Origin of the sequence: Serratia oryzae (genome assembly GCF_001976145.1) — a bacterium.
In the GTDB taxonomy this organism is placed as follows: Bacteria; Pseudomonadota; Gammaproteobacteria; order Enterobacterales; family Enterobacteriaceae; genus Chania; species Chania oryzae.
Window position 1 is genome coordinate 630,278 of sequence record NZ_MOXD01000001.1, and the last position, 17,837, is coordinate 648,114.

Below are 17,837 nucleotides of genomic sequence, written 5' to 3' on the forward strand. Positions count from 1 at the left end.
TGCGGGCCTGATGCGGCTTATGGCTGCCGCATCAGCATCTTAGCCATATTAATGGCTGCGATAAGCTGCTGGCGATCCACGCGCGGGGAATTGCTGTCTAACAGGCGCTGCCACAAGCCACTCGCCCGTGCGTAGTCCGCCTGCATAAAGGCATCCGCAGCCAGCAGCATCAGGGCCGATACTTCGTCTGGATCCATCTGCAAGGCTTGTTCGATATAGCCCGCCGCCTGCGGCGTCAGATGCTGCCCGGCCTGATAATAGAGCACCGTCGCCAGCGCGGAATAGAGTTCTGCGTTACCGCCGCGCAGCGCCAACGCCTGCTGATAGGCGGCGATCGCAGCGTCAAAGTTATCCCTGTAGAGATAGTATTCTCCCAACTCAGCCCACAGCACGCTGTCCTGCGGAGTCTGGCTGAGCTTTTGCTGCAACCGCATCAACCGGCTATCGGCCTGCTGTGCCGGGGTCAGTTTCTGCACCTGCTGCTGAGCCAGCAGGCTGGCGGGCCGGCCGCTGGCCAGATACAGGCCCGCCGCGATCGTCAACACCAGGCCGATCAACAACAGATGAAAACGGCGCGGCGTCATAGTTTACTCCTTCCGCGCCACAGCACGATACCGATCAGCGCCAACAGCAGCGGCGGTAGCCCCCAAAGCACCAAAGTTGAAGCCTCTAACGCGGGTTGATAGCGCACAAAATTGCCGTAACGCGCGGTCATAAAACTCATGATCTCGCTTTCCGTTTTGCCCTGCTCCGTCATGGCAAAAACCTCGTGGCGCATAGCCACTGCCGCTGGCGCATTCGACTCCAGCAGGTTCTGGTTCTGGCACTGCGGGCAACGTATTTTTGCCGCCACCGCCAGAGCCTGTTCTTGCACCATAGGCGAGGAAAATGCCCAGGTATCGACCACCTGCGCCCGCAGCGGCCATGCCAGCCCACACCACAACAGCAAAATGGCTAGCCTGCGCATGGCGTCCTCCTTGACCAACGAGCGGCCAGCACGCCCATGATCATCAGGGCACCACCCCACCAGATCCAACGGATACCGGTCTGCACATAAAACCGCATGGCGTAACGATCCTCACCGCTTTTCTCGCCCATTACCACGTACCAGTCATGCAGCACGCTCCAGTCGATGCCCGGTTCAAACATCTGCTGGCGACGCGCGGTATAAAAACGCCGCTCCGGCCTAAGCTGCGTCAGCGCTTTCCCCTGCTGTGAGACGTCGATCACCGCCTGTTCGGTGGTGAAGTTGCCCTGCGCCTGTAGCTCGATCGCGCGGAACGTGAACTCATAACCGGCCAGCGTCACGCTTTCCCCAACGGCCACGTTCAGGCTGACCTCATGCCGTTGCAACGACGAACACAGAATGCCCAAGGCGGCCAGCAGCACGCCGGAATGCGCAATCCACTGCGCAAGCCGGCGGCGAAAACCACCAACGCACATCAGGATCAACGCCAACAGCCCAAAAGGCAGTAGAACCAGATTGAAGTAAGGCGCACCGACAGAAATCTGCCCCCAGCCCATCAGCCGGTACAGCATCGGGTAGAGCGTGCCGATCAACACGATCAGCGCCGCCGAACTGAACAGCAGCAGTGTCACTACTAACACAGGCGGCGCAGGTGGCACCGGCTGTTCAACCCGGTTGGCACGCAGGGCGTAGACCAGAAACGAGGCACCGCTCAGGAAAGCAAACAACACGAATAGTGGTAATGCCCGCTGTTCATCCAGCGCGAAGGCATGTACCGAGAGCAGCACGCCAGAGCGCACGATCAAGGTTCCCAACAGGCTGAGCACGAACGTCCCAAACGTTAGCAGCAGCGTCCAGTGCCGCAACCCGCCGGTGCGCTGGCTAGCGGCCAAGCTGTGTAGCAATGCCGTTGCGGTCAGCCAGGGCAGCAAAGAGGCATTTTCGACCGGATCCCAAAACCACCAGCCGCCCCAACCCAATTCACTGTAGGCCCACCAGGACCCCAGAATGATCCCAGCGGTGAGGAAACACCATGCTGGGGCAGCCCAATGCTGGCATTGCCCGGCAGTTTGGGGAGTGAACTCCCCGTTCAGCAAGGCGGCCAACATCACCGCACTGCAGACGGCGAACCCGGCATAGCCGAGATACAGCAGAGGGGGATGCAGAATCAGCCCGATATGTTGCAGCATCGGGTTCAGATCTCGCCCTTCAACCGCCGGGGGAAAAACGCGAACAAAGGGATCGGAGAAGCACAGAATGAAGATCAGAAAGCAACCGGCGATCAGCAACAGGATCGCCAGCGTGACGGACGCCGTTGCCTCTTCCGGCTTACTGCGCCAGGCGAAAACGGCAGCCCAGCCGCTCAGGCACAGCAACCAAAGCAGCAATGAACCTTCGTGGCCGCCCCACAACGCCGCGGCCTTAAGTAAGCCCGAGAGTTGACTGTGCCCGTGCTGGGCAACATACAGCACAGAAAAATCATCGCGCAAAAACAGCAACAGCAGGATAGCGAACGCCAGCGCGATCAAGGCAAATATTGCCAAACTCCAAGCACGGATTGGCAACAGCGCTACCCGGTGGCGCGCGAACAGCGCCACGCCAGAGATCAGCCATGACGCCGTACACGCCAGCAACAGTGCACCAAACCCCAATTCGGGTAACCACAACAGCACGTTTACCGCCTTATTTCGCTGCCAACATCATTCAGGCCACCGTCATTTGCCCGGCATACAGGATGAAATAGCGCAACAGCAACACTCCACACAGGCTGCTACCGCTGATCAGCAGGATCTGCCCCTGCGCCTTGCCCCAGCCTAATGCCTTCAGCAACAGCGGCAGGCACAGCCCAACGCCCACCACGCCCAGCCAGAACCACCAGGCCCAGAACCCGCCACCCAGCGCCGCCGACAGCGCACGCAGCTTGCCATCATCCCCCAGCCACAGGCCGATAAAAAAGGCGGCTAGCAGGAAGATCTCCAGCCAGACCACCGGGGTTTCGACACGGTGCAGAAAGTGCATTTCCTTGCTGTGCAAATCGCCCTTGGGGCCGAACACAAAGGCTAACAGCGCCACGGCAATCCCAGATGATACTCCCGAAAACAGAAACAGTGCGGGCAACAGCGGGTTATTGAGCATCGGGTAGGATTTCAACGCGGACAGCAGGAACCCGGTATAGGCTCCCAGCAGCACGGCCAAAACCATCATCAGGGTTTCAATCGGGCGCAGAAACGGCAGGAAGCGCGCCAACAGGTTGGGGATCAGCGTCAACTTTGGCAGCCAGCGCTGCTGTAGCGCAGCCACTTCGTCGCGGAAAATCAGCGCCAGCCAGACCACCAGCACCAGCGTATACACCTGGAACAGCATCACCCCCATCGACATCACCGAAGTGAAGCTGTAATGGAACATCAGCTTCCAGAAGGTCCACGGGCGCGCCAGGTGGAAAATCAGGATCACCAGCCCCAGGATGATCGTACTGGGCGCAATAAACAGCGTGGTGCGCATGATGCGGCTGTGTGAGGTGCCCTCCTGCGGGTGGTAACGGCGCAGCAGAATGCTCAACGTCACCAGACCGGCGGAGATGCCGATCAGAAACAGGTAAATCGCGATCGGCCAGTCCCAGACTAGAGAGTCAAAATGAAACGCAGAGGTCATTGACTTATCTCCCCATATTTAAAAGGCACGCGATACACTTTTGGCCGGGTACCCAGCGCAATTTTGTAGCGGTAAGTCGTGGTCTGCCTCAGCAGGCGCGAGATATCACTGTTGGGATCGTCGAGATTGCCAAAGATCAGCGCCTGAGTCGGGCAGGACAGCACGCAGGCGGGCTGTTTACCCTGGCGGAGATTGGTTTTGCGGCAAAAATCGCATTTATCTGCCGTTTTGCTGATCGGGTGAATAAACCGCACCCGATACGGGCAAGCAGCAATGCAGTATTGGCAACCGACGCACAGATCGGGGTTAACGTCGACAATCCCGCTGGCGGCATCTCGGAATGAAGCCCCGGTGGGGCAGACATCCACACAGGGCGCATCGTCGCAATGCTGGCAGGAGTGGCGGAAAAACCGGTACTTCACGTCTGGAAAGCTGCCGATCGGTTCGCTGCGGATAATCGTCAGGCGCGAAACGCCTGCTGGCACCTGATTCACTTCGCGGCAGGCATCCATACAGGCGGTGCAACCGATGCAACGCGACTCGTCATGCACCATGCCATAGCGCACACCATTAACATTCATCGTGCGCGCCAGCACTTTCTCTACGGCGCTAGACGCCACGGCCAGCACGCCTATACCGGTAATAAAACGGCGTCGTGAGCAGCTCATGGCTGCTCCTTACCCAGCCGCACGGCTGCTGGATTAAACGCCGGATCATCCTGTTGCTGACGGTGGCAATCCACGCAGATCTGTATCCGCCCTTTATCACTCAGCCCCTGCATTTTATCCTGCTGGGGATGAAGCTGATGGCAACTGGCGCAGGTCACTTTGGCCAGGTGGACATCGTGCGGCCAGAAGGTTTTTTGCAACGCCTCCGGCAAGTGGCAAGACATACAGACGCTATTTTGCGTTTCTACGCCATACATAGGCTCATTAAAACGCATCACATCCTTCACCCCTTCGCGATGCTGCAGCGAAGGGTTACCGTGGCAGTTGGTGCAGGTCACCGGTAGCTGATTATTCGGGTTGATCGCCCCTGCATGTTTGCCATGCATCGCATTCTGCTGCGGCTTATGGCAGCGCAAGCAGGCCTCATCGGGGTTACGTTGTAACTTCACCTCGGCGTTTTGTTGTTGCATCGCAGGGCTATCAGTTTGAGCTGATACCGGTAATACCGTCAGCCAAAGGCTGCAGGCCAGCACCCCGGTAGTTAATAACGAACGCAGTACGCTCATATTCACTCCATTTTTTTACGCCCCGCGCACGGGGCGGAGGGGTTATTGGCTGAGTCGCCCGGCTTTGCGCGCCTGCTCATCCCACTGCGGTACTACCGTCTTGAGGAATTCCTGCTTTTCCGCATTAAGCTGTGGCATATCCATGCCCAAGGCCAACTGCGCCTTTTGCTTGGTGGAAATATCCGGCAACGGGATTTCATCGCTGATACCTTTGGTCGCCAACAGGCGGGCCAGCTTGGTGCGGGCCTGAGCCGCCTGATCGAGCGCAGTGCCTAACACCCGTAGCGCAACGTCTGGTGCATGCATATGAATGCCGTGCGACGCGATGGCATAATCCCAGCGCCATTGCGCATGGCGGATATCCATCAGAATCGGTTTCATCTCAGCCTCTGTGGCACCGGCATCCCACGCGGCTTTCGCCTCAAAGTGTGCATGCACCAGTTGGTCTTCGACCTTCAGCTTGATCTCAGTGATATCTTTTTTACGCTTGGCTACCATCCCTTCCAGGCTGGCCTTATCCTGGGTGTGGCAAGTGGCACAGGTTTTTTCGAAGTTATCGAAGGGGTTACCGATTTTGTGATCGGTATAGATCTTGCCCTGAGCGTTTTGCACTTTCGGCATATGGCAGTCGATACAGGCTACGTTGTTTTGGCCATGCACACCCGCGCGCCAGGTTTCATATTCTGGGTGCTGGGCTTTGAGCAGCGGCGCTTTGGACAACGGATTGATCCAATCGGAGAAAGCGATATTGTCGTAATAGACTTCCATATCGTCGACGGTGGTCCCTTTATCCCAAGGGAATTTCACCGCTTTATCTTTACCATCAAAATAGTATTCAACGTGGCACTGCCCGCACACCATGGCTTGTTGATCAAAACGCCCCGCTTTATCAAAGGGTTTTCCAATCGCCTCCATCGCCCGGGAAGCATAAGGGCGGGAAAGCGTCAGCGCCGGTTTCCCCTCGGCAAACTCCGCTGAAGCGGTGTTATGACAATCCGCACAGCCGAGGTTATTGACAATTTCCGGGCCGCCGCGTGCCCATTTACCGTGGAAATACCCTTCTTCGCCCTGCTCGGTGATCATTCTGGCAACGTCCGGGCTTTTGCAGCTCCAGCAGGCCATCGGCAGTGGCCCATCTTCAGCGGTCTTTGGTGCACCGGTGCGCAGCGTTTCACGCACGTCCGTCAGCGCATAGGCGTGGCCGCGCGGTTTCTTGTAGTCTTTCGCAAAAGGATATCCGGCCCACAGGATCACCAGGCGTGGATCTTCCGCTAGCGCATCGACCTGCTCCGACTGCTCTGAGGTTGCTTTCCATGATTGGTATTGATCGGGGTGAGGCGCAGAGAATGTTTCGTTTTTGGCTTCTATTTTCTGCGGTACGGCGGTGTTAGAGGCATCGGCTTGTAGCGAAAACGAGACAAAACCCGCACAGATCCCCGCCAGAAAAATGGCCAATATATCGCTTACCTTAGTCATAAGCATCCCATCCATTTAGCCTGCTGAATAGCAGCGGCTTATTAGTTATTAGATCCACGAAGGACATATTATCGATACTGCTCGCTGGCTATGGATAACATAGACCACACAAAAATTGTTGTCTTTAATCAAGTTAATGAGGGCTAATTCACCACTTCGATTGATTTTTGCGAAGTGGCGCAGCGCAGCCAAACGTGCTTGAAAATCAAATACCTAATAAGAGGTATATAATAAGTAACATAGAGGAGCGCGGTTTTTCTTTCTACTGCGTTCTGAACGTTGGTTCACAGTGATTGGATTCTCGCCCGTCGTTATTTCCGCCGGAGTTTGCAGCAATGCGAACACAGCTTAACCAGCCACGCTAAAAGCACGAAAATATTCTTGACCGGATCAGCGTCACTCCCTATAGTAGCGCCCCGTTGCACTGAGTAACGCGCAACGAAACGGTGAGGTGTCTGAGTGGCTGAAGGAGCACGCCTGGAAAGTGTGTATACGCGAAAGTGTATCGAGGGTTCGAACCCCTCTCTCACCGCCAAATTCAAAGAGAAAGCCTGAGCGAAAGTTCAGGCTTTTTTGCTTTTAGATTCCCCAAAGAGAGGGGTGGGAACCCTCGACAGGGTTCGACAAAATGGCCTGCCATTTTGGACGGCCGCAGGCCGCCCGAAGGGTGAGCGCAGCGAATCAAGCCCTCTCTCACCGCCAAATTCAAAGAGAAACTCTGAACGAAAGTTCTAATGTTGGTCAGTTAAGCGCAAAACTGCGCAATCATGCAGCCATTGCTAAAGGAGTCGCCCCCTCTCCCTGTGGGAGAGGGCCGGGGTGAGGGGCTTATAGCTCGGTGCTCGTCCCCTCACCCTAACCCTCTCCCCAAGGGAGAGGGAACTGGCCAGCCTTTACTGACGGGCATTAGAGCGAAAATTCTGGCTTATTTTCTTTTATGAACCCTACAAGAGAACCTCGACAGGGTTCGACATACGCGCATTGCAATTCCCCCAGGCAACATCGACAGCCTCGACCATCAGCTTTCTTTGCACTTGCCACGCATAAAAATCCATCCTCTTTCCAGCAAATCACCCTCCTCACAAAATAATTAATAAATATAATCATTTTAAGCTATTTTTTATAAGCTGTGACAGCGATGGCGTCGAACCCTCAGCTCTACCACTCTCTATATCGACACTTATCAAAACGTCATAACAATATGAATTTAAACGATATTAAGGCCATGGCAACCGGCCTCATTGTGGTTAAGCCACATTCCATCTTTAGTTTAAGGACAACATGATACTATGTCGAAAATCTCCAGTTCTCATAATCGTTTGCTTTCCTTAGATGTTTTACGAGGTATGACAATCGCAGGAATGATTCTGGTCAATAATCCTGGTTCTTGGAGCTACGTTTACGCTCCTCTCGGGCACGCCTCCTGGCATGGGTTAACGCCAACCGATCTGGTTTTCCCCTTTTTTATGTTCATTATGGGCATCTCTACTTATATTTCTCTGCAGAAAAGCCAATTCTCGGCCAGTTCAGCCACCATAACCAAAATTCTGACCCGCACCTTGGTTATCTTTATGATTGGATTATTCATTGCCTGGTTTGCCCTGTTTCTCAGAACCTCCTACAAGCTTACCGCTGAGGGCGTTGAGTTCTGGCAGCGATTAGGGCCTTCGCTATGGAACTTTGAGCACATTCGTATTTTAGGAGTAATGCAGCGATTGGCTATCTGTTACGCAGCTACCGCGATTATTGCCCTGTTGGTCAACCATAAATACATCCCGCATATCATCGTCACGCTTCTGTTGGGATATTATGCCATTCTGCTTGCAGGCAATGGGTTTGAGCAAAGTGAGCAAAATATTATTTCGCAACTTGACCAGGCGATTCTTGGCGTCAACCACATGTACAAAGATGCCGGGCTGGCAATTGACCCTGAAGGATTGCTGAGTACGCTCCCGGCGATCGCCCACGTCCTGTTAGGCTTTTATTGCGGCAAAATACTCTCACGCACCAAGGATATTCAGCAGAAAGTACAGACGCTATTTATTATAGGCACCAGCCTGACCTTTATCGGCTTTTTACTCAGCTATGGTTGCCCGATTAATAAAAAGATATGGTCGCCCACTTTTGTGCTGGTGACCTGTGGCTTAGCCGCATCCTTCCTCGCATTGCTCATGTGGATTATTGATATTAAGGGCAAGAAAACCTGGTGCCGCCCTTTTGAAGCGTTCGGTATTAATCCACTTTTTATCTACGTCAATGCGGCCTTTCTTTCTTTGCTGTTAAACACTATTCCGTTTGGTAGTTACGATTCGTTAGTCACGATTCATCAGCTCGTCTACGACGGGGTGTTAAGACCCCTATTAGGTGACTACCCGAGTTCACTGGCTTACGCCCTGCTGTTCCTCTGCGTCAACTGGTCGATCAGTTCAATGCTGTATCGCCGGCAAATTTATATCAAAATCTGACCCACCCCCGAGTCTGACAGAGTTCACCGCTGCCAGACTCGGGGATTTCTTGAATATCTATACCCTTCATACTTCAAGTTGCTTGGGTGTTGACTGCGTTACTCGGCCCATATTGGGCCTCGCCCCTTCGGGGCCGCTGCAAGCAGCGTTCAAATCTGCCAAGCAGATTTGTCACTCACCCCAGTCACTTACTTGAGTAAGCTCCTGGGGATTATGAGCCTCTTCGAGGCTCACCCTACGGGCCAGCGCAAGCGCTGTTCAAATCAGTCTTTGACTGATTTGTCGCTCAGTTGCCGCCTACATGCAACTTGAATTATTATGGTTATAAATAAAATGTTAAAAATTGAAAGTGTGATGAATTGAACGGCTACCGAACACAGGACCTGAATGAAAAGCCCTAACGAGCTTTTCGTTCATAAGCATCTGCGAAAAATCAATTACCACATCAAATCATCGGGCACTTTAAAATCAGCATACGGATCGTCTTCATCCTGCTCTTCCTGGCTCAGTGCGCTGTTTAATACAATACTGCTGGCATCTCGCTGCGCAATCTTATCAGCGACGCTCGCGGGGATGATGGCATATTCGCTCTTGCCGCTGCTATCAACCACCAAACGCGCAATGGCGAGGCGGCCGTTAATCAACTGAGCTTGAGTAGGCTTATCGACAACGATATTTTTAATTAAATTATTATCGGTGAAGTTAAAATCAATATCACCTTTTGCAATGACCACTCGGTTCATTTCAATGAGCTGCTTCACCTGCGCTTTGTATTCTTTAGATAAAGCAGCTTGTTTTTGCTGTTCGCTTAGCTGTCTATCACGCTCAAGTTGTGCTTTTTTATTTTCTTCTACCGCCTCTCTTGCCTCACGGGCCTGAACTCGTGATTTTTTAGCCGTTTTTTGGACCTTGGCCATTTTTTTGCTGGTCACTAATCCAGCTTTCAGCATCTGCTCTTGTAAGGTAAGTTTTGTCATCTTCGCTTCTAAACCCGTTGAATAATTTGTGGGATTATACCTGTAATTTTTGAGGCTGTAACAGGTGCCGAATCCGATCGCGGTGTGATTTGAATCAGCGGCTGCCTTCAGGTTCAGACACAGCGCTCACAGCACCAGACTTACTGCCTGAAACTGTCCCCCAGCGGAGCCAACGACATCAACTGGCTGCTCATCACACGATTCTTGCCATTGCGTTTGGCGGTATACAATGCTTCGTCGGCCACCTCTATGGCTTTTTCCACCGTCATTCCAGGTAAAAACAATGAGGTGCCGATAGAGATCGTCAGGCGGATTTCATTGCCCTCTTCTGTTCTAAAGCATGAACTTTCAACCTTGCTGCGAATACGTTCCGCCACCGTATGAATATATGCCGGGTCATGGCTGGCAGTAATCACGATAAACTCCTCACCACCATAGCGCCCGACAAAATCCTCGCTATGAACGCTGCCCTGCAAAATACGGCCAATTCCCGTCAGCACGCCATCCCCCGCCAGATGGCCATAGGTATCATTCACCTTTTTAAAATCATCCAAATCCAGCATCATTAAGCCACAAGGCTGACGCTGCTCATGCAGCACCATCATTTTGTAATCGATGCTGGCTCGATTGTTAATATGGGTCAGGCTATCTATCGTGGCTTTATTACGCATGGTAAAAAAGGCATGAATGTGGCGCTCTTTAAAAATCAGGGCATGGTAACAAATAGCCAGGCAGAGGGCTGAAGCCGCCTGATACAGCAGAATATCTAGCCATAGCTCTTGAAAATTAACCTGTGTACCAACAACGATAATACGGTAGAGCGCAATGATGCTAATGGTGAGATAAAACACGCCGTTCGATTTTTTTTGCCATACCGCTGAAAGCAGCAAGGGTAAAACGATCGAAGCAATAAACAGATTATCTAGCGTGAATCCGCCGGTAAAAATGAAGCTCACCAAATAACATGCCAATCCACTGACACCGCCACCAAAGAAGATGACGAGAATCATCGGGATCATGCTAAAGCTATAATAAACACCGTGAGCCAACGGGAACCGATCGTGGTTCAGATAAAGCACCGCTAAGCCAGCCAGCGCACCAAACAGCACGCGTTTCCACAGTTCAGAATGGTAAGAGAAAGGCGCATTCTTGCTCAGAACAAAATAACTCAGTGACAGCGTGGCATAAGTGATGCAGGCATCACTGTACAAAGAAGCGATCGAGGCAACGTATGTCATAGGTATCCGGCATGCCCCCAGATGTCCGCAGGGTGATTCGTCGCTAAAAATCCTTATCTCACCCGCTCCAGGTCACTGACATATTACTCGCGATAATAATAGACTAGCAGTTCTAAGTTATGATGAGACTGTCTTTAACGCTCCCTCCGATCAGAATAGTCTGTTCACAATAGCGCCAAGGGGATAAGTCATGAATATTGAGGACGGTTTACAAGCGTTAGCTATGCAGGAAACGGCATTAACCTTTCACCATTTCGATCATACCACCGCCTGGGAATTGGGCATCGCGCTGAAAACGGCGGCTGAACAGCACCATCTGGCGATCGCTATCGAAATCCAGCTTACCGGGCACACGTTGTTCTCCTACGCCATGCCGGGCACCACGCCAGATAATGCTGACTGGGTGCGCCGCAAGCGCAATGTGGTTAATCACTTTCATAAAAGTTCCTATGCCGTCGGCCTGCGCCTGCAGCAGCGCCAAGTCACGCTGGAAGAAAGGTATGGCCTCAGCGTGCGAGACTATGCGGCCCATGGCGGTGCATTTCCGATCCGGCTGGCCGGTGTGGGTTGTATTGGAACGATTGCCATCTCCGGTTCGCCGCAGCGTGAAGATCATAATCTTTTGGTAGATACTCTGGCGCACTTTCTCGGCTTATCCCTGCCAGCCATGCACTAAGCCGTAAAAATCGCACTTATCCCCACCATACAGACCGGTACGCCGGTCTGAACCCATTGTCAATGGCAGCAATAATGACTGCATTGATACAGGTCTAGGTATCTGCCCACAGAAAGGGGTATGGTATCTTCAGCTATCCGCGACGGACCTCATCTGGCCCGCCATTCCTTTCTCTTTTCTAGATTTGGTTTGCAACTTAGATGAAAACGCACGAAATTAACGGCATTCGCCCCTTCAGCGCGCTGATTGAAGCCTGTTGGCGGGAACCTTATTCACTTCAACGTCTGCTGAAAGATGCGATTGCCGGGGTCACCGTCGGTATTATCGCCATTCCTCTGGCGATGGCACTGGCGATTGCCAGCGGTGTTCCACCACAGTACGGGCTTTACACCTCGGCGATTGCCGGGATCGTGATTGCCGTCAGCGGCGGCTCACGTTATAGCGTCTCTGGCCCTACCGCCGCTTTTGTCGTTATTTTATACCCCGTTTCGCAGCAGTTCGGGCTTTCTGGCCTGTTGATTGCCACCATGATTTCCGGCCTGTTTCTGCTGTTGATGGGGTTGGCGCGCCTTGGCCGCCTGATTGAATACATCCCGCTGTCGGTAACACTCGGTTTTACCTCTGGGATCGCCATCACCATTGCCACCATGCAGGTGAAAGACTTTTTTGGGCTTGCCATGGCCGAAGTACCGGAAAATTACATCGGTAAAGTCTACGCCCTGCTGCATGCGCTGCCCAGCGTGGATTTCGGCGATACGCTGATCGGTGTCGTTACCCTATTAATCCTGATCTTCTGGCCAAAGCTGGGGCTGCGGGTGCCCGGCCACCTGCCCGCGCTGCTGGTAGGAACCGCGCTGATGGCCATCCTGGCTCTGTTTGACCACCAGGTCGCCACCATTGGCTCCCGCTTCAGTTTCCAACTGGCCGACGGCAGCCAGGGGCAAGGGATCCCGCCGATTTTGCCACAGCTGGTGCTCCCTTGGGATCTCCCCGCCAGCGGCGGAAAGCCAATTGAGCTGAGTTGGCACCTGCTTTCTGCACTGTTGCCCGCCGCGTTCTCCATGGCGATGCTCGGCGCTATCGAGTCGCTTTTATGCGCCGTGGTGTTGGATGGAATGACCGGTAAAAAGCACCACTCCAATACCGAGCTGATTGGGCAAGGGGCTGGCAACATTATCGCGCCATTCTTTGGTGGGATTACCGCCACGGCAGCCATTGCCCGTTCAGCCGCTAACGTGCGTGCTGGAGCCACCTCACCGGTCTCGGCCATTATCCACTCGCTGTTGGTGCTGCTGGCGTTGCTGGTGCTCGCCCCTTGGCTCTCTTATCTGCCGCTGGCGGCGATGGCCGCGTTGCTGCTGATGGTGGCATGGAATATGAGTGAGGCACATAAGGTGGTTTACCTGCTGCGCCGCGCACCGAAGGACGACATTCTGGTGATGATGCTGTGCATGTCACTGACGGTGCTGTTTGATATGGTGATCGCCATTACCGTTGGTATCGTGCTGGCTTCGCTGCTGTTTATGCGCCGCATTGCACGCATGACGCGTTTAAGCGAACTGAGCACGGAAAACGGCATTTTGGTGATGCGCGTCAACGGCCCGCTGTTCTTCGCCGCCGCCGAACGCATCTTCAGCGAATTACTGTTACGCAGTGAGAACTATCACACCATCGTGTTGCAGTGGGATGCGGTGCCAGTGCTGGATGCCGGCGGTTTGCACGCACTGCAGCGTTATATTGATACCCTGCCCACCGGTAAGCAGTTGGCGATCACCGATATTCCATTCCAGCCGCTGAAAACGCTGGCGCGCGCGCGTATGCAACCCATTGAAGGGAAACTGCATTTCTACCCCACGCTGCCGGAAGCGTTGGCCGCGCTCGGTACCCCATAAACAGAAAAGCCCGACACATCGTCGGGCTCAGACTGCTGACAAAGCCCGTTATTAGGGAGAGCGTGCCGAAGGGGTCGTAGCGGCGTAAGCCGCCGGAGCGCCCCTCGGTGCGCTAGGCCCGAGTATCTCGGGTTCAAAAACTACTTTGTCATCAACCTCAGCCCGACACATCGTCGGGCTTCTTTGCCTGCGCAACAACCATCAACTTAATTGCTGGTATCCAGCTCTGGGAAACTCTTCACCAGATCGTCGATGGCTTTCATCTGCACCAGGAATGGCTCCAGCTTATCCAGCGGTAACGCAGACGGGCCGTCGCACTTGGCGCTGTTTGGCTCCGGGTGAGCTTCAATAAACAGCCCTGCCAAACCGACCGCCATACCGGCACGTGCCAGCTCAGTCACCTGCGCGCGACGGCCACCAGATGCAGCACCGAACGGATCGCGGGTTTGCAACGCGTGGGTGACATCAAAGATCACCGGATGGCCACCGGTCACATTCTTCATCACGTTGATACCCAGCATGTCGACCACCAGGTTGTCGTAACCGAAGTTGCTGCCGCGATCGCACAGGATCACCTGATCGTTGCCGCCCTCTTTGAATTTATCAACGATATTGCCCATCTGGCCAGGGCTGACGAACTGGGGTTTCTTGACGTTAATCACCGCGCCGGTTTTTGCCATGGCTTCCACCAGATCGGTCTGGCGCGCCAGGAAGGCGGGTAACTGAATCACATCAACCACTTCGGAAACCGGCTGCGCCTGCGCAACTTCATGCACATCGGTGATCACTTTTACCCCGAAGGTGCTTTTGATTTCCTGGAAAATTTTCATCCCCTCTTCCAAACCTGGGCCACGATATGAGTGGATGGAAGAGCGGTTGGCTTTATCAAACGACGCTTTGAAAACGTAAGGAATGCCCAGCTTTTGCGTAACGGTGACGTAGTGTTCACAGATGCGCATCGCCAAATCACGTGATTCGAGCACGTTCATACCGCCAAACAGCACAAACGGCAGGTCGTTCGCTACCTTGATGTCACCAATGCTAATTACTTTCTGTTTCATGCTTGCGCCTTATATTTCGGAATGAATTAGTGCAGCGTAACCTGCTTGAGTTCGATCGCGTGGATCTGGATTTTAATCACTTCACTGACCGGATCTTCAGGGCACTGCTCAACAAAATAGTTAAGATCGGAGATCGCGATATGGTTGCACTCCAACTGCGCGTAAATCAGCCCACGATCGCGGATCTCATAAGGGTCGTCCGGATCAAAGCTCAGCACAGCTTCACTGGCACGCAGTGCCAATTCCATCTGCTTCTCTTCCATCAGGGCCGCCTTCAGCGTGTCCAGCATTTTGCGCACCACCAGAACGTGTTCTGACTCATCCAGATCGTCATCTTCCAGCTCCGCCCCCAGCCCCAGGTTGCCTTTGAGCCACACTTCCAACTGGTGCTCGTTCAGCGTTTCACCGTTCAGCGGGTTGATTAACCACATTTCTTCATCCAGCCAGTCGGCACGCAGAATGAGCTGCGTGGGGAAAATCACCGGCATCAGCGGCAAGTCTATTTGCTGCGCGATATACAGAAAAATCGTTCCTAATGACACCGGGGTGCCTTGCCGTGCTTCCAGTACCTTATCCAACCAGATGGCATCGGACAGGCGATAAACCCCTCTGGCACCGCCAAAACCCCAGGTTTTAAAAAACAGTTCGATAAGCGCATCCAGTTGCTGTTCCTGGTTGAGATCGTCCGGGATGGCCGCTCGTGCTTCATCAGCCAGTTGCTGCAGCCTGCGCGCCACGTCAGCCGCAGGAAAATCTCGCCGGATGGCCTGTGACACCAGGATCACACCGTCACTCAAAGGTGAGGAGTTAAATTCGAAATCAGCAATGCTACTCATAGGTATCCCATCAGAAACGGTATTTTCGTCGTGGCAAGTTTAACGATCAGGTACAAACAGCCCAGAGCCAGAACAAACGCCAACGTGCGCAGATTCCAGCTCTTGGTTTTCTTGCCCAACGCAACATAGCCAAGCAGGATATAGATAATAACGCCAAACAGCTTCTCGGTCAGCCACGAGTCGACGCTCAACAGGGGGTAAAATTTTAGCATCACCACCAATGCAATCCCGGTAAGGAACAACAGCGTATCGTTGATATGCGGGGTTATTTTTACCCAACGCTTCTGCATCATCGCCGAGTCGCGCCATTTCCAGAAGAATCGCAGCACAAACAAGATGATACTGATAGCTACCGTCAACAGATGCAGGTGCTTTAACGCCATGTAAGCTACCATAGTGCTTCCTTATTATTGTGTTTTTTGGCCCAAAGTCACACGATCGTTACCGCCATAATCGCGGCAGGTTTCAATAGCCATAAATCCAGCTTCCTTTAACAACGCACGCACGCTTTCCCCCTGCTGCCAGCCATGTTCCAGCAAGAGCCAGCCCTGTGGCTGTAAGTGCTCAGGTGCCTGCTGCACGATCGCCGCCAAATCGGCCAGCCCGTGCTGAGCGGCAACCAGCGCGCTACTCGGTTCAAATCGCACATCACCCTGCGCCAGATGGGGATCGGCGGCGTCAATATAGGGTGGGTTACTGGCGATGAGCGCAAACTGCCGCCCGGCAACTGGCGCAAACCAACTGCCCTGCCTGAAATCAGCATTATTTATCGCCAGTTTTTGCGCATTATGCCGCGCCAACGCGACGGCATCAGGCTGCAAATCCACCCCGGTTATCTGGCAGTCTGGGCGTTCGCTGGCCAACGCCAACGCGATCGCCCCCGTACCGGTGCCGAGATCGAGGATCGCACAGGGTTCAGCGGGCAAACGCTGCAGAGCCAGTTCCACCAGGCATTCGGTGTCTGGCCGTGGGATCAGGGTTGCAGGCGAAACCGAGAGCGGCAGCGACCAGAACTCCCGTTCCCCAACCAGATATGCGACCGGTTCACCGCGTTCACGGCGGGCCAGCAGCGTGGCTAATTGCTCGGTTTGCGGTGGCGTCAGCAGGGTTTCGCCAAACGCCATCAAAAACGTGCGAGCACGGCCGGTAACAAAACCCAACAGGATTTCCGCATCACGCCTGGCGCTTTCACTCTCTGCCAAGCGCGCAACCGCGGTTTTCAGCCAGGTTTGATAGTCCATTACTCAGGTTCTGCCGACAGTGCCGCCAGCTGATCGGCCTGATACTCCTGCACGATCGGCTGAATCAGCATATCTAATTTGCCTTCCATCACTTCATCCAGGCGGTAAAGCGTCAGGTTGATGCGGTGATCGGTCACACGCCCCTGTGGGAAATTGTAGGTGCGGTTGCGATCGGAACGATCGCCAGTGCCCAGCAGGTTGCGGCGCGTCGAGGCTTCTGCCTGCTGGCGCTTCGCCACTTCGGCAGCACGAATGCGCGCCCCAAGCACCGACATCGCCTTGGCTTTGTTCTTATGCTGTGAACGTTCGTCCTGACACTCCACCACAATACCGGTCGGCAAGTGAGTAATGCGGATCGCCGAATCGGTGGTATTAACGTGCTGGCCACCGGCACCGGATGAACGGAAGGTATCGATACGCAGCTCGCTGGGGTTAATCTCTGGCAGTTCGGCCTCTGGTATTTCTGGCATCACCGCCACAGTGCAGGCAGAGGTATGAATGCGCCCTTGCGACTCGGTTTCCGGCACGCGTTGCACGCGATGCCCACCCGACTCAAACTTCAACTGGCCGTAAACCCCGTCACCGGAAACTTTGGCGATCACTTCTTTATAGCCACCGTGCTCACCTTCGTTGGCACTCATGATCTCCACACGCCAGCGGCGCATTTCCGCATAACGGCTGTACATACGGAACAGATCGCCCGCGAAAATCGCCGCTTCGTCGCCACCGGTACCGGCACGGACTTCCAGGAAGCAGCCACGCTCATCGTCGGGATCTTTCGGCAACAGCAATACCTGCAACTGCTGCTCCAGCTCTTCCGTCACCGCTTTGGCCTGTTTCAGCTCTTCCTGAGCCATTTCGCGCATTTCAGCATCGTCCAGCATCATTTCTGCCGTCGCGATATCCTCCTGCACCTGACGCCATTCTAAAAAACAGCGGCTGACATCGGTCAACTGTGCGTATTCGCGCGACAAGGCGCGAAACCGATCCTGATCGGCAATAACCCCGGCATCGCCGAGCAACGCCTGTACTTCCTCATGGCGCTCTTGTAACGCTTCCAGTTTGGCAACAATAGAAGGCTTCATGCGTGGTTTTAAACCCTGTTAATAAGAGAGAACTAAA

Annotated in this window: 17 protein-coding genes, 1 tRNA gene and 1 other RNA gene; 5 read left to right on the plus strand and 14 right to left on the minus strand. The window is 53.9% G+C overall.

Features of this window, described 5'->3' with window-relative positions:
* Window positions 1-17: 17 nt before the first annotated feature.
* Genes BMI79_RS02990 through nrfA form a run of 7 tightly spaced genes read right to left on the minus strand, consistent with a single transcriptional unit; the run spans window position 18 to window position 6,329 of the window.
* Window positions 18-584 (minus strand): TPR domain-containing protein, encoded by a 567-nt coding sequence (locus BMI79_RS02990; protein ID WP_076940329.1) that lies wholly within the window; start codon window positions 582-584, stop codon window positions 18-20.
* Window positions 581-967, minus strand: coding sequence for a cytochrome c-type biogenesis protein CcmH (locus BMI79_RS23970; RefSeq protein ID WP_076940330.1), 387 nt, complete (start codon window positions 965-967; stop codon window positions 581-583). Before BMI79_RS23970 ends, BMI79_RS02990 begins: the two co-directional genes overlap by 4 nt.
* Window positions 955-2,640, minus strand: a complete 1,686-nt coding sequence (gene nrfE, locus BMI79_RS03000) for a heme lyase NrfEFG subunit NrfE (protein WP_076940331.1) — start codon at window positions 2,638-2,640, stop codon at window positions 955-957. The genes BMI79_RS23970 and nrfE overlap by 13 nt, the downstream gene beginning before the upstream one ends.
* A 31-nt stretch (window positions 2,641-2,671) precedes the next feature.
* On the minus strand, window positions 2,672-3,619 hold the full coding sequence (gene nrfD / locus BMI79_RS03005) for a cytochrome c nitrite reductase subunit NrfD (RefSeq protein ID WP_076940332.1): 948 nt from the start codon (window positions 3,617-3,619) through the stop codon (window positions 2,672-2,674).
* Window positions 3,616-4,287: a cytochrome c nitrite reductase Fe-S protein gene (gene nrfC / locus BMI79_RS03010; protein WP_076940333.1), complete on the minus strand. Its 672-nt coding sequence runs from the start codon at window positions 4,285-4,287 to the stop codon at window positions 3,616-3,618. The genes nrfD and nrfC overlap by 4 nt, the downstream gene beginning before the upstream one ends.
* Window positions 4,284-4,853, minus strand: a complete 570-nt coding sequence (gene nrfB, locus BMI79_RS03015; RefSeq protein ID WP_076940334.1) for a cytochrome c nitrite reductase pentaheme subunit — start codon at window positions 4,851-4,853, stop codon at window positions 4,284-4,286. The genes nrfC and nrfB overlap by 4 nt, the downstream gene beginning before the upstream one ends.
* A gap of 42 nt (window positions 4,854-4,895) precedes the next feature.
* Complete coding sequence (gene nrfA / locus BMI79_RS03020; RefSeq protein WP_076940400.1) at window positions 4,896-6,329, minus strand: ammonia-forming nitrite reductase cytochrome c552 subunit; 1,434 nt, start codon at window positions 6,327-6,329, stop codon at window positions 4,896-4,898.
* Between the two features lie 445 nt (window positions 6,330-6,774).
* Here nrfA and BMI79_RS03025 point away from each other — a divergent pair.
* The 3 genes from BMI79_RS03025 to BMI79_RS03035 all read left to right on the plus strand — a co-directional run bounded on the left by BMI79_RS03025 (window position 6,775) and on the right by BMI79_RS03035 (window position 8,794).
* A tRNA-Ser gene (locus BMI79_RS03025) sits at window positions 6,775-6,864 on the plus strand.
* A 44-nt stretch (window positions 6,865-6,908) separates the two neighbouring features.
* Window positions 6,909-7,031: non-coding RNA, RtT sRNA (locus tag BMI79_RS03030), on the plus strand.
* A gap of 587 nt (window positions 7,032-7,618) precedes the next feature.
* Window positions 7,619-8,794, plus strand: a complete 1,176-nt coding sequence (locus tag BMI79_RS03035; protein WP_076940335.1) for an acyltransferase family protein — start codon at window positions 7,619-7,621, stop codon at window positions 8,792-8,794.
* Between the two features lie 437 nt (window positions 8,795-9,231).
* Here the strand turns inward: BMI79_RS03035 and BMI79_RS03040 are convergent, their stop codons facing one another.
* Both BMI79_RS03040 and BMI79_RS03045 read right to left on the minus strand, forming a co-directional pair.
* Entirely contained in the window at window positions 9,232-9,771 is a 540-nt protein-coding gene (locus BMI79_RS03040) for a DUF2058 domain-containing protein (protein WP_076940336.1), read from the minus strand.
* Between the two features lie 140 nt (window positions 9,772-9,911).
* Window positions 9,912-11,009: a GGDEF domain-containing protein gene (locus tag BMI79_RS03045; protein WP_076940337.1), complete on the minus strand. Its 1,098-nt coding sequence runs from the start codon at window positions 11,007-11,009 to the stop codon at window positions 9,912-9,914.
* Window positions 11,010-11,199: 190 nt separating this feature from the next.
* On the opposite strand from BMI79_RS03045, the gene BMI79_RS03050 reads away from it, so the two are divergent.
* Complete coding sequence (locus BMI79_RS03050; RefSeq protein ID WP_076940338.1) at window positions 11,200-11,685, plus strand: heme-degrading domain-containing protein; 486 nt, start codon at window positions 11,200-11,202, stop codon at window positions 11,683-11,685.
* 200 nt (window positions 11,686-11,885) lie between these two features.
* Complete coding sequence (gene dauA / locus BMI79_RS03055) at window positions 11,886-13,577, plus strand: C4-dicarboxylic acid transporter DauA (RefSeq protein ID WP_076940339.1); 1,692 nt, start codon at window positions 11,886-11,888, stop codon at window positions 13,575-13,577.
* A 206-nt stretch (window positions 13,578-13,783) separates the two neighbouring features.
* Here the strand turns inward: dauA and kdsA are convergent, their stop codons facing one another.
* Genes kdsA through prfA form a run of 5 tightly spaced genes read right to left on the minus strand, consistent with a single transcriptional unit; the run spans window position 13,784 to window position 17,800 of the window.
* Complete coding sequence (gene kdsA / locus BMI79_RS03060; protein ID WP_076940340.1) at window positions 13,784-14,638, minus strand: 3-deoxy-8-phosphooctulonate synthase; 855 nt, start codon at window positions 14,636-14,638, stop codon at window positions 13,784-13,786.
* Window positions 14,639-14,664: 26 nt separating this feature from the next.
* Window positions 14,665-15,474 (minus strand): invasion regulator SirB1, encoded by an 810-nt coding sequence (gene sirB1, locus BMI79_RS03065; RefSeq protein WP_076940341.1) that lies wholly within the window; start codon window positions 15,472-15,474, stop codon window positions 14,665-14,667.
* A complete protein-coding gene (locus tag BMI79_RS03070; protein WP_076940342.1) occupies window positions 15,471-15,869 on the minus strand; it encodes a SirB2 family protein in 399 nt (132 codons plus the stop codon). Before BMI79_RS03070 ends, sirB1 begins: the two co-directional genes overlap by 4 nt.
* A 12-nt stretch (window positions 15,870-15,881) precedes the next feature.
* Window positions 15,882-16,715, minus strand: coding sequence for a peptide chain release factor N(5)-glutamine methyltransferase (gene prmC / locus BMI79_RS03075; RefSeq protein WP_076940343.1), 834 nt, complete (start codon window positions 16,713-16,715; stop codon window positions 15,882-15,884).
* Window positions 16,715-17,800, minus strand: a complete 1,086-nt coding sequence (gene prfA / locus BMI79_RS03080; protein WP_076940344.1) for a peptide chain release factor 1 — start codon at window positions 17,798-17,800, stop codon at window positions 16,715-16,717. The genes prmC and prfA overlap by 1 nt, the downstream gene beginning before the upstream one ends.
* Between the last annotated feature and the right edge of the window lie 37 nt (window positions 17,801-17,837).

Bases quoted from the DNA above. Each gene is read 5' to 3' on its own strand.
- BMI79_RS02990 (WP_076940329.1), bottom strand. From the start codon at position 584: ATGACGCCGCGCCGTTTTCATCTGTTGTTGATCGGCCTGGTGTTGACG.
- BMI79_RS23970 (WP_076940330.1), bottom strand. From the start codon at position 967: ATGCGCAGGCTAGCCATTTTGCTGTTGTGGTGTGGGCTGGCATGGCCG.
- nrfD (WP_076940332.1), bottom strand. From the start codon at position 3,619: ATGACCTCTGCGTTTCATTTTGACTCTCTAGTCTGGGACTGGCCGATC.
- nrfC (WP_076940333.1), bottom strand. From the start codon at position 4,287: ATGAGCTGCTCACGACGCCGTTTTATTACCGGTATAGGCGTGCTGGCC.
- nrfB (WP_076940334.1), bottom strand. From the start codon at position 4,853: ATGAGCGTACTGCGTTCGTTATTAACTACCGGGGTGCTGGCCTGCAGC.
- nrfA (WP_076940400.1), bottom strand. From the start codon at position 6,329: ATGACTAAGGTAAGCGATATATTGGCCATTTTTCTGGCGGGGATCTGT.
- BMI79_RS03035 (WP_076940335.1), top strand. From the start codon at position 7,619: ATGTCGAAAATCTCCAGTTCTCATAATCGTTTGCTTTCCTTAGATGTT.
- BMI79_RS03040 (WP_076940336.1), bottom strand. From the start codon at position 9,771: ATGACAAAACTTACCTTACAAGAGCAGATGCTGAAAGCTGGATTAGTG.
- BMI79_RS03045 (WP_076940337.1), bottom strand. From the start codon at position 11,009: ATGACATACGTTGCCTCGATCGCTTCTTTGTACAGTGATGCCTGCATC.
- BMI79_RS03050 (WP_076940338.1), top strand. From the start codon at position 11,200: ATGAATATTGAGGACGGTTTACAAGCGTTAGCTATGCAGGAAACGGCA.
- dauA (WP_076940339.1), top strand. From the start codon at position 11,886: ATGAAAACGCACGAAATTAACGGCATTCGCCCCTTCAGCGCGCTGATT.
- kdsA (WP_076940340.1), bottom strand. From the start codon at position 14,638: ATGAAACAGAAAGTAATTAGCATTGGTGACATCAAGGTAGCGAACGAC.
- sirB1 (WP_076940341.1), bottom strand. From the start codon at position 15,474: ATGAGTAGCATTGCTGATTTCGAATTTAACTCCTCACCTTTGAGTGAC.
- BMI79_RS03070 (WP_076940342.1), bottom strand. From the start codon at position 15,869: ATGGTAGCTTACATGGCGTTAAAGCACCTGCATCTGTTGACGGTAGCT.
- prmC (WP_076940343.1), bottom strand. From the start codon at position 16,715: ATGGACTATCAAACCTGGCTGAAAACCGCGGTTGCGCGCTTGGCAGAG.
- prfA (WP_076940344.1), bottom strand. From the start codon at position 17,800: ATGAAGCCTTCTATTGTTGCCAAACTGGAAGCGTTACAAGAGCGCCAT.